Below are 13,892 nucleotides of genomic sequence, written 5' to 3'. Positions count from 1 at the left end.
TTTGGGGCTTTTTTTATGCTTATATCCTGTTCTGAAATAAGTCTAATAGCTCATGACAAACGTCTTCTTAATAACACCTCGCAACGTTCACGCGAGTCTAAATCATAAACCGTCGCGCGGTAATCGATACCATGACGCCCTTCAAAAAATATCACTCTATCGCCCACTGCTAAAAAGCAAGACGTGCGCGCATCATAAATGAAACCATCAATCACGAACGCCAAATCACGATCTATCTCACGTACCGTATAAGTTTCTCCTTGCGGAATCAACTGCTCAAACCATGCGCTATGGGCAGCATTGGTGCTTAATACGCTGATGAGCAGCAGCGCCGATATCACAAATATACTTTTTAACGACATCGTAACAGTCGAGCCAGCTAGATTGATTCTATTAAGGATGTTTTTATTAACTGTCATAACTTTAACCTACTCAGACCTGCTCAATGATTGATTCTATTCGCTACGCTTCTCATGCTAAACGCTTACTGTCACGGTTGCATAACATTTTTGTGCTGTTTTTTAGACAGCGGCGCTCAGTATACTCGATAGTATTGATAATGATAAATTTGACAGATGACGAATACCAATAGGGAAAAGCGATGAGAGCGTTCGATTACGATTTGGATTATAAAAACCTAGATTTGCGCGCGCAGCCCGAGCTATATCGGGTCGGTCGCGGCGAGCAAGGCGTATTATTGGTAGAGCCGTATAAGTCTGAAATCCTGCCACACTGGCGCTTTGCGACCCCTGATATTGCGCTTGAGAGCAGCGAGACAATTTATCAGATGTTTTTAGATTATCTGGCGGCCGATGACTTTGTCGGTGCAGATATGGCGCGCAAATTTATTCAAATGGGCTATACCCGCGCCCGTCGTTATGCCAATCACAAAGGCGGCAAAAAATACAAGGGCGCTGTTCCTGATGATAAAAAAGGTCAGAGCGGCGCACATGGTCGTGAAGAATTGCCACGACAAATCGAAGACCCAGTCAAAGCAGAGTCAGCGCGCATATTTAAACAGAAATGGGACGAGTGTCGTGAGAACGAAGATTATTTAAGAATGAAAGCCGAGCATCGCGAACGTTATAAAGAGGTTGAATAAGCATAAAATATATCAATAAAAATTATCCTCAGCCTGAAAAGATAGAAATACTTATAATGACAGACTGTTAAATAATTGAATTCATGATTTGCTGTGCTAAGGTAATGAGGGCTTGGAGCTAATACTCCAAAAAAGTATCAAATTGCTAGCGTGGGTAAATAATAATGACTGTAGATATTAAGCAACTTTTGATTTTTGATTTCGATGGAACGCTCATTGATAGTGTGCCAGATTTGGCGGATGCAACTAACGCAATGTTAACGACACTTGGTAAAGAAACCTATCCGATTAGCACCATACGTAATTGGATCGGTAATGGCTCAAGAATGCTGGTCGAGCGCGCACTAGCAGGTAAGGTAGAAGTGTTAGAAGGCGAGTTGACGGTCGAGGAAGCCAATTACGCAGAGCACCTGTTTTTTGAGGCTTACAAAAATCTCAGTGGTAGCAAAACCGTTGCTTACCCAGATGTCGATAGCGGACTAAAAAAGCTAAAAGCAGCAGGATTTACGCTGGCGCTAGTGACCAATAAGCCGATTCGTTTTGTGCCGAAAATATTGCAATCCTTTGGCTGGCAGGACTTATTCAGTGAAGTATTAGGCGGTGATAGTCTCTCAACTAAAAAGCCTGATCCAGCACCGCTACTGCATGTCTGTAAAGCGTTGAACGTCACTCCAGAACAAGCTGTGATGATTGGCGATTCTAGAAACGATATCTTAGCCGGACAAAATGCTAATATGGATACTTTCGGGCTGTCTTATGGTTATAATTATGGACAAGATATCCGTGAGCTAAACCCCACCGAAGCCTTTGATGATTTTGCGGCATTGGTAGAATATTTTTTCAAAAATTATACGATAGACAGCTAAAACTTGAACCTTAGAATGATTCATTTAAGCCATTCTTTGAAATCATTATTTGCTCCGATAGCTCAGCGCCTCAGACACATGAGCGCTTGTAATATCGATACTGTCAGCCAAATCAGCAATGGTACGCGCCACTCGCAATACTCGATGATAACCGCGTGCCGATAGATTTAGGCGCTGCTGAGCGAGCTGTAATAGTTGCTGTTCGCCCTCTCCTAGTTGGATATATTTATCAATCTCGCTAGGGCTAAGCTCATTATTGACCTTTTGTTGCCGCTGCATCTGATGTTTATGTGCAGCAATAACTCGAACGCGCACTTGTTCGGAGGTTTCGCCAGCTTGAGCATTTTGCAAATCTGCAATCGGTAATGCAGGCACCGTGATATGCAAATCAATGCGATCAAGCAGTGGACCTGATAGTTTATCTTGGTAACGTTTAATCTGCTCAGGTCGACAGCGACAACGCCCTGAGGTATCGCCATCATAGCCGCATGGGCATGGATTCATGGCAGTGACCAATTGGAAATTTGCCGGAAAAGTCATCTGCGAATTGGCACGGCTAATAGTGATTTGCTTGGCTTCTAACGGCTGACGCAATACCTCAAGCACACTCCGATCAAACTCTGGCAATTCGTCAAGGAATAATACGCCTTTATTGGCAAGGGTAATTTCACCCGGTTTTGGTCGTGAGCCACCACCCACCAAAGCCACGGCTGATATAGTGTGATGAACCTGCCTAAACGGTCTTGTCCCATAATCGTAATCGCTGTCTGCCACTGAATAAGTACTGGCAACTTCTAACGCATCCTCAGCACTCAAATCCGGCAATATGGTCGGTAGCCGTGACGCCATTAACGTCTTGCCTGAGCCGGGTGGCCCTGTAAATAACAGCGAATGACCACCAGCAGCGGCAATCTCTAGCGCGCGCCGTGCATGATGCTGTCCTTTGACATCAGCCAAATCCACTTGATAGCCAACTTGCTGCTGTGCTGGACTCGGTTGTACAACGTCCAAAGATTCATAGGCTGCGCTTGGGTTCGCTAACGACTGTAAGTGCTCACAAACTGTCTTTAAGCTTTGCGCGGCTAGTATCGTCACGCCATCCACACGGCTAGCCTCAGCACCATTATCAATCGGTACGATAAGCTGCGGTGTTTGTGGTTTTTGCCGTGGCTCGATCAGCTCCTGTTCAGTGATATTTGCCACCTGCAATACTTTGGACGCCAGCGCCTCAGCTTTGATCGCTCGTGCCACCGCTAAGCTGCCTGTCACTTGCCGTAAATTCCCATTGAGCGCTAACTCCCCGATAAACTCAAACCCTGATAATACTTCTGGATCCAATTGATCACTGGCTGCCAAGATTCCGATGGCAATCGGTAAATCAAGACGTGCACCATCTTTAGGCAAATCAGCGGGGGCTAAATTGATAGTAAGACGACGATTAGGAAATTGAAAGCCAGAGTTCAGAATCGCAGAGCGTACACGGTCTTTGCTTTCACGTACCGCCGCCTCCGGCAAACCGACGATGGTCAATGCTGGCAACCCTTGTGACAGATGCACCTCAATAATGACCTTGGGCGCATGCAGTCCGACGACTGAACGGGTATAGACTTGGGCAAACGACATCAGCATTTTCCTAATATAGGGAATAATTGATCATAAAGTATTATGTATCAGTGCGCAAATGTCGTGTTTTATTGTCTCATTTTATTTACTAGCATAATTATCAACAGTTGTTATATGATAAACGGATGCTCTTTCGCTCAGTCTTATTCGGCTATGCTGCCCCAAAGATTATCCAAAGATTCTCACGCCTGTTAACCATGTTATTAACGTATTGGATAATTTTAATCGCGCTACAAAGCATTAAAGATTAGCAAGAGTATTGGCAATAAAAGGATTTTATTGATCATATAAAGTTTGCTGGCGGCTTTTTGCTGCAGATTTATATAACACCTACTTTATATAATACCTACTACCATGGATGGATAAGCTTATGAGCATAAAGATGCATAATCGGCGTGTGCCCACACTCACGCTACTGACAGTAGCAGTATCCTTAGGACTATTCGGCTGCTCAGACAGCGACAATAGTTTCAATGACGATGATGTCATATCCCCTTCCATTAATTATGAAGCCGATATTCAGCGCACTGAGTTCGGTATACCGCACATCACCGCAAAGGATTACAAAGGTCTGGGTTATGGCGTCGGTTATGCATTCGCAGAAGATAATTTCTGCTCACTAGCGCGTGAAGTTGTAGTCGCTAGCGGTCAGAGTATGCTGTATCTAGGCACTGACGGTAATTTGGCTAGCGATGCTTTTTATACGTGGTACAACACTGACAAGCGAAAAGCTGAATTTTTAGCAGCTCAAGACCCTGAAGTCATTGATGCTGTGACAGGTTATGCAGCAGGCTATAGCCGTTATCTACGTGATAAAGGCGTGGCCAATATCGATCCTGCTTGTGCCAATGCTGAATGGGTACGAGAGATTACTCTCGATGATTTATTGACGGTCTACGGTAAAGCCAATCTACGTGGTGGCTTATCTAATTTTGTCGGTCCCATTGTAGCAGCGGCACCGCCCTCTATTGCTGGCGTTCAGGGTAGCTCAAGAATGCGTAGTGTTCCAGTCGCAAACCCTGTCGTAGAGTCAGCACCTGCATTCAATATGGATACGATTAATGCGATGAGTGGCGGTAGTAATGCCTATGCCTTTGGTAAGGAGGTGACTGGTACTAATAGCGGGGTCATGTATGGCAATCCGCATGAGCCATGGGATGGCGTCCAACGCTTCTATCAGTTTCACTTAACGATGCCAGGTGAGCTGGATGTGATGGGCGCGGCTCAACAAGGTCAGCCTTTCCCTAACATCGGTTTTAATAAAGACGTGGCTTGGAGCCATACCGTATCCACTGCCAAACGTTTTACGCTTTATCAGCTTAGCTTAGTTGATGGAGATCCTCTCAAATACAATTATATTAATAGCGCTGGTGTGACTGAGCAGCGTGATATCGAAACCGTTCCTGTCACTATTCAGCTACCAAATAATCAGACGCAGGTTCACAATATTTATGTCTCACAATATGGACCTATGTTAGCGGTCAATTTACTCAATGGTCAATTACCAGCATGGGGCGCTAATAATCTAGCTTATACTATTCGTGATGCCGCCTCTGAAAACCCAAGAGCACTCAATCAGTGGCGTAGTATGAATAAGGCTACAAGCGTTGAGGACTTAGTCGATAGAATGCAAAGCGTCCTTGGTCTTGGATTTGTTAATACTATTGCTACCGACCGTAATGGTAAGGCACTCTATGCTGACATCTCAACCGTACCAAATGTGACCAAAACTAAGCTTGAAGCTTGTAGTAGTGCTGCATCTGGCCCCTTCCTTGGTGCGTTAATTGCCTCTGACTTGCCAGCACTGAATGGTAGTACCGCTGCCTGTGAATGGGGAGTTGATACAGACTCACCGCAAGCAGGTATTTTTGGGCGCTCAAACTTACCTTTCTTGATCCGCGATGATTATGTTGCTAACTCAAATGATAGCTATTGGTTAAGCAATTTAGAGCAACCACTGACTGGATTTTCACCGCTCCTACGTCGTCGTTTAGCCCCCTTCTTAGGTGCTAGTCCAGCAGCTGGTGTTCCATTGCTTATGCGCTCACGTATGGGACTGGTTCAAATACAAGATCGATTCAGTAATAAAGATAACTTAGGCGGTACTAAGTTCAATTTAAACAATATGCAAGAGGTCGTCTATGGTAACCGCAGTTATGTCGCTGAGTTGGTACTCGACGACGTACTAGCAGATTGTCGAGCGAATGCTAGCATGCCTTTGACGGGTGGCTCTACTATTGATGCAACCAATGCTTGTAATATCTTGAGTAATTGGGATCGTCGTAATAATTTAGATAGCAAAGGTGCTCATGTCTTTAGAGAGTTTTGGCGTAATGTGGACTTTAATGAAACGACGGATACGATATTCAGTGTTAAATTTGATGCAAAAGACCCAGTCAATACGCCTCGTGGTTTAATTATTAGTGCGGATACACGTACTGCTTTAGGAGATTCCATTAAGTTCTTCCAAGATAAAAACATCGCTCTTGATGCGTCTTTATCTGATTTGCAGTATATCGTTGATGCTAGTAAAAACGACGAGCGTATTGCTATGCATGGTGGCTTTGGTCGTGAAGGTGTATTCAATGTTGCAGAAACGAGAGGCACAAGCGCTAATGATGGCGCAAACTACCTCATTAATTTTGGTCCGACATATATGCAAAGCGTTACCTTTGATAACGGTGGCCCTGTAGCAGAAGCCTTATTAGGTTACTCACAAGCTTCTGATACTACTCGACCATTCCATCGTGACCAGAGTCGTCGCTACTCAGCTAAAGAATGGATTCGTTTACCCTTCAATGCTAGTGACGTTAGCAAGCAAGCCGTTGGCAATAAAATTCAGCTAAAAGAATAAGTTTGACGTAACTTAAATTAATGATAATTTAAATTAGTGATAACTTAAATTAGTGATAAAAAGACCTCAGATATATGCTGAGGTCTTTTTTACTTTATGGAAGCAGTCTGTTTGAATATCGTCGATGCATCATGATGCCAGCACTTAGCCAGCTAACCGCAAGAGGGGTATGAGTATAATTGCCAAAACCAAATGGACTTATCATAGACAGTTTGCATGTAAGAAAACTCGCCGACCACCCCACTGCAAACAAGGATTTGTTATACTAGTGCTTATTGATGGCTATAACTTTAGCAGCATATAGCGCTGTGAAAATTATTATTGATAACAAAGTTATTATGGTTATTAACGATCTATCAAACACCTACTGGCTTTTAAATATTTGGTCGTTAGAGATGTAAGAACAGTAATACTCAAGGTCAAAACGAGGAGTACCGCATGACAGAACATTCAGAATCAAATACTCAGCAACCTTACAATCGTGCAGGAGAGCAACCGACCACGACACGCCCTGTTATGCAATCAGAAAGTCCTTATGCCAGTACGCGTGGCAGTATGATGAGTAAGCAGCTACCTGCCTTTGATGAAGCTATTATTAATAAATACAATCGTTCAGGACCACGTTATACCTCCTATCCGACCGCTTTAGAGTTCTCACCCATCTCTGATGGTCTTGAGGCAAAGATCCTTCAGAACCGTGAAGCTCGTGCACCACTGTCTTTATATTTTCATATTCCTTTTTGTCGTCACCTCTGCTATTACTGCGCTTGCAATAAAATTATCACCAAGAAAAATAGCGACTCAGGCGATTATTTGCAGTATTTAATCGCTGAGATTAAGCACAAACGCCGCCTGCTATCTGTCCCAGAAGGTAGTAGTAAACCCCTCGTTAAACAGCTGCATTTGGGTGGGGGTACGCCAACATTTTTGCGTGATGAAGAAATGGTTCAACTGTGGCAGTTTTTACAAACTCAGTTTGAATTCTTACCTGAAGACAAAGGCGATTACTCTATTGAAATTGACCCACGTGAGCTGAGTGGCGAGACGTTAAAAGTATTGCGTAACCTTGGCTTTAACCGTGTCAGTTTAGGTGTACAAGACCTCGATGAAACGGTACAAATCGCCGTCAACCGTGTACATTCAGCAGAGCTCATTGAAAATGTGTTAAATGAGGCGCGGGATCTAGGTTTTCACTCTATCAATATCGACCTGATTTATGGCTTGCCGCATCAAACACCCGCAACCTTAGATAAAACGGTGCGCCGTATCATCGAGATGTCGCCGGATCGCTTGTCAGTATTCAATTACGCACACTTGCCAGAACGTTTTAAGGCCCAGCGCCAGATTAAAGAAGCCGATTTACCAGACCCAGCAGCCAAGCTTACAATGCTTGGCAATAGCATCAATACGCTGACCGAAGCTGGCTATCAATATATCGGTATTGATCACTTCGCCAAGCCTGATGATGAATTAGCCGTGGCGCAGCGTGAGGGCAAACTGCATCGTAACTTTCAAGGTTATACCATCATGGGCGATTGTGATTTATTGGGCTTCGGCGTCTCCTCTATCAGTCAAATTGCCAATGCCAATACCCGCTATATTTTGCAAAATGATACAGATTTATCAGTTTATCAAGCGAGCATCGATGCTGCACAAAGTAACTCGGCTGCCATGCCTGCAGTAAAAGTCATCAAAACATCTATCAAAGATCGCTTGCGTGAATATGTGATTATGAATCTACTCTGTCACGACTATATCGACTTTAAAGACGTCAATCAAAAATTTGGTATCGATGCCATCACTTACTTTATCAATGAGATTCAACAGCTTGGCGCCATGCAAGAAGACAAGCTCATCGATATGGACGCGGCTGGCATTCGCGTGCTACCAAAAGGTCGATTGTTAGGTCGTAACGTCGCCATGGTATTTGATGAGTATCTTGAGAAAAAACATAAGAATCGTTTCTCAAAAGTTATCTGATTGAGTGATTCCATACATTAAAAGCAGTCATAAAAAAGACCTTAATCGAGGTCTTTTTTACGGTGTTTAATAAAGCTGATGATTGACGAAAAATACCTCTAGGGCGTGTCCTCATTTCAAAAATGGTGATAAAAATGAGATAAATTGCAGTCAAACGAGGAAAATAGCACAGATAATATCGGGATATTAACCAGCTATTTAACGATGTTTGGCAAAATTTAGCCATTTTTTGTCCGTTTAGATATGATCAATTGAATTGAGGACATGCCCTAGCCTACTCAGTAGCCATCACCACATTCAGAAGGCATCACCATATATAGCCTATTTGCATCTTCTATTGTTTTTTCACTGTCCAAATATTTTTGCTCGATTGTGCTTTTAGCGTTGGCAATCATTGAATCCGTCATCGCAAAGTCATCGTCATTCAGTAGACCCAATGAGCCATCTTGACGCAACCATAAACCTTCTAACTTATCATGTGGATACTCTACAGTTGCGAGAACGTCGACTGCCAAGGTTTTCTTGACTGGTTTGATTGCCAATTCCTTCAGCAATTGCCAATTTTTTTCATCGGCTGCAATAAGCTGCTCCAGCGTTTGTTCATTAATCGTTAAACCCAATACATGATCTTGCTTGATATTATCTGTATTTAAAATATTCTCAATATCAGTCGCCTGCGAGAGATCAATTTTATAAATGAGCTTTTGCGCAGACTTGTCTTGCAGCGGAAACTTGCGATCATGTTCAATCAAATAAAACTCGTGATTGTTAATCGCAACGATACCCGAAGTCACATGGTGAGCATGATCGAGACGATACAAATACTGTGCTATTTGACCAGAGTATAGATTGATAGTGACGATGCGCGTCAAACTAGAAACACGACCTGAGTGATCAGGGTTGTCCATAGAAGACTCCATAATACCCACCAGTGTGCTCTGATCTGGAGTAATCGTTAATGCTTCCATACCGCGATTTGCACGACGTTTGATAAATTCTGCTGGTAGTAAAATCGGCTGACCATTAGCCATCACATTATTGCGCTCATCGCTCGCAAAGGCATTGATACGCTCAATCTCCACCCCCTGCGCATTGTAATGAACCAAATGAGGACCATACTCATCACTGATCCAAAAACTACCATCTGTGAGCGCAGCAAGACCTTCAGGATCTAAACCATTGATATCGTTTTTGATAGGATTGGTCACTGCATCAAAAGGTAGGTTGGGATTAATGGTCATCGGCTGGCCGTCGACATCGTAAGGGACTTCATTAGTTCCGCCGAGTGCTTGTGGATTCGGTAGCCCAGAGATAGGATTGCCATTTGCGTCTTTTAGCAGTATCTCTTTGATCTTAATAATTTGCCCAGTTGCTTGTAGCTCAAACAGTCCGATGCGCGGTGTATAGTCAGGTACTAAAAACTGTTTACCTTTGCCTGCACTACCTTCGAAATCCGCATTGGGACCGCGATCGGTGAGCACATAAAATTGATTGGCATTGGTTGGATGAGCCGCTGCATCTGAACCGAAACCACCCCCTCTAACCTCAAGCTTCCTCTCAGGATACGCAGCATTGATATGCGTATCATCTAGCACGGTATAAGGTAGTGCCGTGCCTTGGATAAAGTCTTTTATTTGAATGATTTCTGTATTAATATTTTTTATCGTCATTTTTTATCCCTGATATATATTTTATTCTTGTTAAACGAACCATATGAGTAATTTATTAGATGTAGCGTTCAGCACAATTGACAGTCGAAAAAATAGCCAGCGCCTAATAAGCTCACTGACCATTTTAAGAGTTAATGCTATAGCACATGGCTATACATGACCGATTAAACCTTAAGCTTATCACCCACCATACCCTTGATGGTACTTAAGATATCAGCAGGTAATACCACCATTTTTGCATTGTCAGACTCTGCCAGCTCACGAATCGCCTTAATATATTGCTCACCAAGTAAGTAGACAATAGGCATCTCTTCCTCGCCCATTGCATTAGTAATCAGGCGAATAGACTCTTCAGAACCTCTCGCCAATACCACTTGTGCTTCGGCATCACGACGTGACGCCTCTAAACGTCCATCTGCCTCTAAGATAGCCGCTTGCTTTTGACCATCAGCACGAGTTACTGTCGCACGGCGCAGACGCTCTGCCGCTGCCTGCTCTTCCATTGATGCTTGCATCGTTTGCGATGGATTAATATCTTGAATTTCTACTGTCTTTAGGGTGATACCCCAGTCCGCAATATCTTCTGATATCGCATGCTTTAGCTTCATTTTGATTTCATCACGGCTAGATAATGCACTATCAAGATCCATCTCACCGATAATTGAACGTAGTGACGTCTGCACCAAATTACGAATACCATATTCATAATCTTCAATGCCATAAACGGCCTTATCTGGGCGCACGATATTGATATACGCCACGGCGTTGGCAATGATAACAACGTTGTCTCGCGTAATGACCTCTTGTGAGGGAATATCAAGAACAATGTCTTTGGTCGTCACTTTATAAGCGACATCATCAACGAAAGGAATAATAAGGTTGAGACCTGGCTCTAGTGTTTGGCTATATTTGCCCAATCGCTGCACCACCCACTTATAGCCTTGTGGCACGATTCGAACGCCTTTGAAAACCGTAAAGACAACCAGTGCAACCAAAACCACCATGACAATGCTAAAGCTTTCCATAATTCATCCTTATTATTATAATTGCATGTCTTTATTAATCGCTGCCTGCGATTTCATACTGCTCACAATCAGCTCATTACCGACAATATCGGTCACCACCACTCGATCGCCGACCGCCACCGGCTCACCCGTAGTGCGGCACATCCACTCCGCTGCCCCAACAATAGGAACACTGAATCTGACGGTGCCCGCTCTATCTGGCTGTGGCTGGACGATAATCATGCCAGTTTCACCAACGATAACACTACCACCCAAGCCTGCTTTGGTGCGATCTACTGATAAGGGTTTAATAAACTTGAACCATGCCAGCAAGAATATGGCAGAAAGCACCAACCAAATAATAATTTGCACAGAGACAGAAATAGGCAATAGCCACGAAAGCGCGGCAACGATGATGGCAGCGGCACCAAACCAAAGGCTGGCGAATGTCGGCACAAACATCTCAATGATCAGCAATATGAAACCTAAGACTAACCAGTGCCAAGGTTCAATCATCCACAGCATCTCCATCATCACTACATTCCCTATCTTTATCATTCTAACTTTTAATGTAGCACATTTTTGGTGTTAGTAATTTCTTAAAAATCATCAATATATGATGTGTATACTTCGAAAAATGTAAGAAACACATATTAAAACTTAGAGCATAAAAAAACGACCGCCAAAGCGATCGTTTCTTTTTTCTTTAATCAACTTATTAAAACTTAATGTGAGCACCTAAAGTTAATAGAGTAATATCTTCAGCGACATAATCATATTCAGCTTCAACGCTCATGCTAGGGTTAAAGTTATAACCCAAACCAATACCACCAGCAACACCACTATCGCTATCGCTTTCACTAATAGTGTTTCCAAGTACGTCACTTAAAGACGCATCAATCTCAGCTTTAGCAAACCCTAACTTACCTTTGGCATATAAACCAGTATTAGGGAATTGATAACGGTAAGTACCGTAAGCACCATAAGTTTTAAGGTCATATTCACCCTTAAGAAGTCTGGTACCTGTATCAATATCAGTGTCACTAGAGCCTACATATTCAACTTCAGCACCAAAGTTAGGATCAAAGTTATAACCAGCATAAATACCATAAGCAGTAGGATCATCTAGATCATCAGCATCTACCATGAACTTACCAGCTTTTACACCAACATACGGCTGACCTGCATAGTTAACTGCCGCTTGCGCGCTGACACTCAATAAAGAGCCAACTGATAGGGCGATCAAAGCTTTTTGTAAAGTATTCATATATCTTCCTGTTAAATAAAACTAAAAATACCATCTGAATGAAAATAACAGAGCATATAAGTTAGCTGAACTATTGTCGAATTCGAGATATTAACAGAACCTTATTTCGAATGCACTCTTTTTTAATGACGCTTACAGTGCTTTTTATCGTACAAAAAAACGCACCTCGAAGGGTGCGTTTTTTAGTTATCATACTGCTAATCAGAAACTTAGAATTTTAGCTGAGCACCAACAGTCATAAGATCTGCGTCGCTACCTAACATGTCATATTCAGCTTCAACACTGAAGTTTGGGTTAACCGAATAACCAAGGCCTACACCACCTGCAAGACTGGTATCATCGTTAGAAATGGTTTTTCTATTAGAGTCTTCAACGATATAGTTACCTTCGATTTCAGTCTTAGCAACACCTAGCTTACCTTTGGCATATAGCGCAGTATTTGGGAACTGATAACGATAAGTACCATACGCGCCATAGCTCTTGGCATCGATATCACCGTTATAATAATCGGCATCGCCTGAACCTACATATTCTGCTTCGATACCAAAGTTAGGATCAAAGTTGTAACCACCATAGACACCATAAGCAGTTGGCTTGTCAGCACCGTTTACATCTAGGTCAAACTGACCGACTTTTACACCAACGTATGGCTGACCAGTGTAACCGTTGCCATAAGATACGGCAGCTTGTGCACCCATGCTTAATAAAGAACCAGCTGCTAATGCAAGTAACGTTTTTTGTAAAGTTTTCATAGTATTCCCCTAGGGTTATATTTTTAATTATTTGTCTGTAAAGTATCTGGATGAGAAAAAATTATTATTGCCATCTTCTCTCACTCATTTAGCTGATAAATCGTTTTGGCTTTAGAACTTCAACTGAGCGCCAACAGTAAGTAGTTTGGCATCGACATCACTGTCCATCATTGAGTATTCAGCTTCGACACCAAAGTTAGGGTTCACTGAGTAACCAAGACCTACACCACCAGCAAGACCTGTGTCGCTGCTAGATTTCGAAACTTTAACTGGACCAACGGTGTAATCACCTTCTACTTCAGTTTTAGCAACCCCTAGCTTACCTTTAGCGTATAAGCCAGTATTTGGGAACTGGTAGCGTGCCGTACCATATGCGCCATAAGTTTTGGCATCAAGATCACCATTTTTGTAATCAGCATCATCTGAACCTACATACTCTGCTTCGACACCAAAGTTTTGATCGAAGTTATAACCACCGTAGACACCATAAGCAGTTGGATCATCTGCATTGTCGATATCTAGATCAAACTGACCGACTTTTACGCCGACATACGGCTGACCAGTGTAACCGTTGCTATAAGAAGTAGCGGCCTGTGCGCCAACAGTTAACAAAGAACCAGCTGCTAGTGCAAGTAGCGTTTTTTGTAGCGTTTTCATTATTAGCTCCTTAAAATCAATTTGGACAAACAAGTTATCTATTTATATTGGCTTTTATAGCCCTATCGCCTTGTTTGCTAACGATGGGTATATAGTAACAAACTATTTCAAGTCGTC

The 13,892-nt window shown here is 42.8% G+C and carries 12 protein-coding genes; 4 read left to right on the top strand and 8 right to left on the bottom strand.

Annotated elements, in window-relative coordinates:
- Nucleotides 1–50 precede the first annotated feature (50 nt).
- The gene (locus JMX95_RS10695; protein WP_109592221.1) at nucleotides 51–419 is read right to left on the bottom strand and encodes a hypothetical protein; all 369 of its coding nucleotides are present in this window, start codon (nucleotides 417–419) and stop codon (nucleotides 51–53) included.
- 182 nt (nucleotides 420–601) lie between these two features.
- Here JMX95_RS10695 and JMX95_RS10690 point away from each other — a divergent pair, with 182 nt between their 5' ends.
- Both JMX95_RS10690 and JMX95_RS10685 read left to right on the top strand, forming a co-directional pair.
- Complete coding sequence (locus tag JMX95_RS10690) at nucleotides 602–1,102, top strand: DUF4385 domain-containing protein (protein ID WP_109592223.1); 501 nt, start codon at nucleotides 602–604, stop codon at nucleotides 1,100–1,102.
- A gap of 164 nt (nucleotides 1,103–1,266) precedes the next feature.
- On the top strand, nucleotides 1,267–1,968 hold the full coding sequence (locus tag JMX95_RS10685) for a phosphoglycolate phosphatase (protein ID WP_109592225.1): 702 nt from the start codon (nucleotides 1,267–1,269) through the stop codon (nucleotides 1,966–1,968).
- Nucleotides 1,969–2,013: 45 nt separating this feature from the next.
- On the opposite strand, the gene JMX95_RS10680 is transcribed toward JMX95_RS10685, so the two are convergent.
- The gene (locus JMX95_RS10680; RefSeq protein ID WP_201560788.1) at nucleotides 2,014–3,591 is read right to left on the bottom strand and encodes a YifB family Mg chelatase-like AAA ATPase; all 1,578 of its coding nucleotides are present in this window, start codon (nucleotides 3,589–3,591) and stop codon (nucleotides 2,014–2,016) included.
- A 370-nt stretch (nucleotides 3,592–3,961) separates the two neighbouring features.
- Here JMX95_RS10680 and JMX95_RS10675 point away from each other — a divergent pair, with 370 nt between their 5' ends.
- Nucleotides 3,962–6,445: a penicillin acylase family protein gene (locus tag JMX95_RS10675; protein WP_201560787.1), complete on the top strand. Its 2,484-nt coding sequence runs from the start codon at nucleotides 3,962–3,964 to the stop codon at nucleotides 6,443–6,445.
- Nucleotides 6,446–6,883: 438 nt separating this feature from the next.
- A complete protein-coding gene (hemN, locus tag JMX95_RS10670) occupies nucleotides 6,884–8,425 on the top strand; it encodes an oxygen-independent coproporphyrinogen III oxidase (RefSeq protein WP_109592231.1) in 1,542 nt (513 codons plus the stop codon).
- A gap of 278 nt (nucleotides 8,426–8,703) precedes the next feature.
- On the opposite strand, the gene JMX95_RS10665 is transcribed toward hemN, so the two are convergent.
- From JMX95_RS10665 to JMX95_RS10640, 6 genes are all read right to left on the bottom strand, one after another.
- Nucleotides 8,704–10,095: an esterase-like activity of phytase family protein gene (locus JMX95_RS10665; protein ID WP_109592234.1), complete on the bottom strand. Its 1,392-nt coding sequence runs from the start codon at nucleotides 10,093–10,095 to the stop codon at nucleotides 8,704–8,706.
- 164 nt (nucleotides 10,096–10,259) lie between these two features.
- Entirely contained in the window at nucleotides 10,260–11,120 is an 861-nt protein-coding gene (locus JMX95_RS10660; RefSeq protein WP_045447605.1) for an SPFH domain-containing protein, read from the bottom strand.
- A gap of 15 nt (nucleotides 11,121–11,135) precedes the next feature.
- A complete protein-coding gene (locus JMX95_RS10655; RefSeq protein ID WP_087816353.1) occupies nucleotides 11,136–11,633 on the bottom strand; it encodes an NfeD family protein in 498 nt (165 codons plus the stop codon).
- A 184-nt stretch (nucleotides 11,634–11,817) separates the two neighbouring features.
- The gene (locus JMX95_RS10650) at nucleotides 11,818–12,366 is read right to left on the bottom strand and encodes a porin family protein (protein ID WP_087816351.1); all 549 of its coding nucleotides are present in this window, start codon (nucleotides 12,364–12,366) and stop codon (nucleotides 11,818–11,820) included.
- Nucleotides 12,367–12,575: 209 nt separating this feature from the next.
- Nucleotides 12,576–13,118, bottom strand: coding sequence for a porin family protein (locus JMX95_RS10645; RefSeq protein WP_045447596.1), 543 nt, complete (start codon nucleotides 13,116–13,118; stop codon nucleotides 12,576–12,578).
- Between the two features lie 111 nt (nucleotides 13,119–13,229).
- Nucleotides 13,230–13,775 carry a porin family protein gene (locus tag JMX95_RS10640; RefSeq protein ID WP_060492091.1) on the bottom strand — a complete coding sequence of 182 codons (546 nt, stop codon included), beginning with the start codon at nucleotides 13,773–13,775 and terminating at the stop codon, nucleotides 13,230–13,232.
- Nucleotides 13,776–13,892: the final 117 nt, after the last annotated feature.

The sequence above is a fragment of the Psychrobacter sp. NC44 genome, from assembly GCF_904846655.1.
GTDB lineage: Bacteria > Pseudomonadota > Gammaproteobacteria > Pseudomonadales > Moraxellaceae > Psychrobacter.
Note: the sequence above shows the minus strand (reverse complement) of the source record. Positions and strands in the feature narration are given on the sequence as shown.

What these genes read in the sequence shown, in the direction of transcription:
- JMX95_RS10640 (WP_060492091.1), bottom strand. Translation starts at nt 13,775, where the DNA reads ATGAAAACGCTACAAAAAACGCTACTTGCACTAGCAGCTGGTTCTTTG.
- JMX95_RS10650 (WP_087816351.1), bottom strand. Translation starts at nt 12,366, where the DNA reads ATGAATACTTTACAAAAAGCTTTGATCGCCCTATCAGTTGGCTCTTTA.
- JMX95_RS10675 (WP_201560787.1), top strand. Translation starts at nt 3,962, where the DNA reads ATGAGCATAAAGATGCATAATCGGCGTGTGCCCACACTCACGCTACTG.
- JMX95_RS10690 (WP_109592223.1), top strand. Translation starts at nt 602, where the DNA reads ATGAGAGCGTTCGATTACGATTTGGATTATAAAAACCTAGATTTGCGC.
- JMX95_RS10645 (WP_045447596.1), bottom strand. Translation starts at nt 13,118, where the DNA reads ATGAAAACTTTACAAAAAACGTTACTTGCATTAGCAGCTGGTTCTTTA.
- JMX95_RS10655 (WP_087816353.1), bottom strand. Translation starts at nt 11,633, where the DNA reads ATGATGGAGATGCTGTGGATGATTGAACCTTGGCACTGGTTAGTCTTA.
- JMX95_RS10685 (WP_109592225.1), top strand. Translation starts at nt 1,267, where the DNA reads ATGACTGTAGATATTAAGCAACTTTTGATTTTTGATTTCGATGGAACG.
- JMX95_RS10660 (WP_045447605.1), bottom strand. Translation starts at nt 11,120, where the DNA reads ATGGAAAGCTTTAGCATTGTCATGGTGGTTTTGGTTGCACTGGTTGTC.
- JMX95_RS10695 (WP_109592221.1), bottom strand. Translation starts at nt 419, where the DNA reads ATGACAGTTAATAAAAACATCCTTAATAGAATCAATCTAGCTGGCTCG.
- JMX95_RS10680 (WP_201560788.1), bottom strand. Translation starts at nt 3,591, where the DNA reads ATGTCGTTTGCCCAAGTCTATACCCGTTCAGTCGTCGGACTGCATGCG.
- JMX95_RS10665 (WP_109592234.1), bottom strand. Translation starts at nt 10,095, where the DNA reads ATGACGATAAAAAATATTAATACAGAAATCATTCAAATAAAAGACTTT.
- hemN (WP_109592231.1), top strand. Translation starts at nt 6,884, where the DNA reads ATGACAGAACATTCAGAATCAAATACTCAGCAACCTTACAATCGTGCA.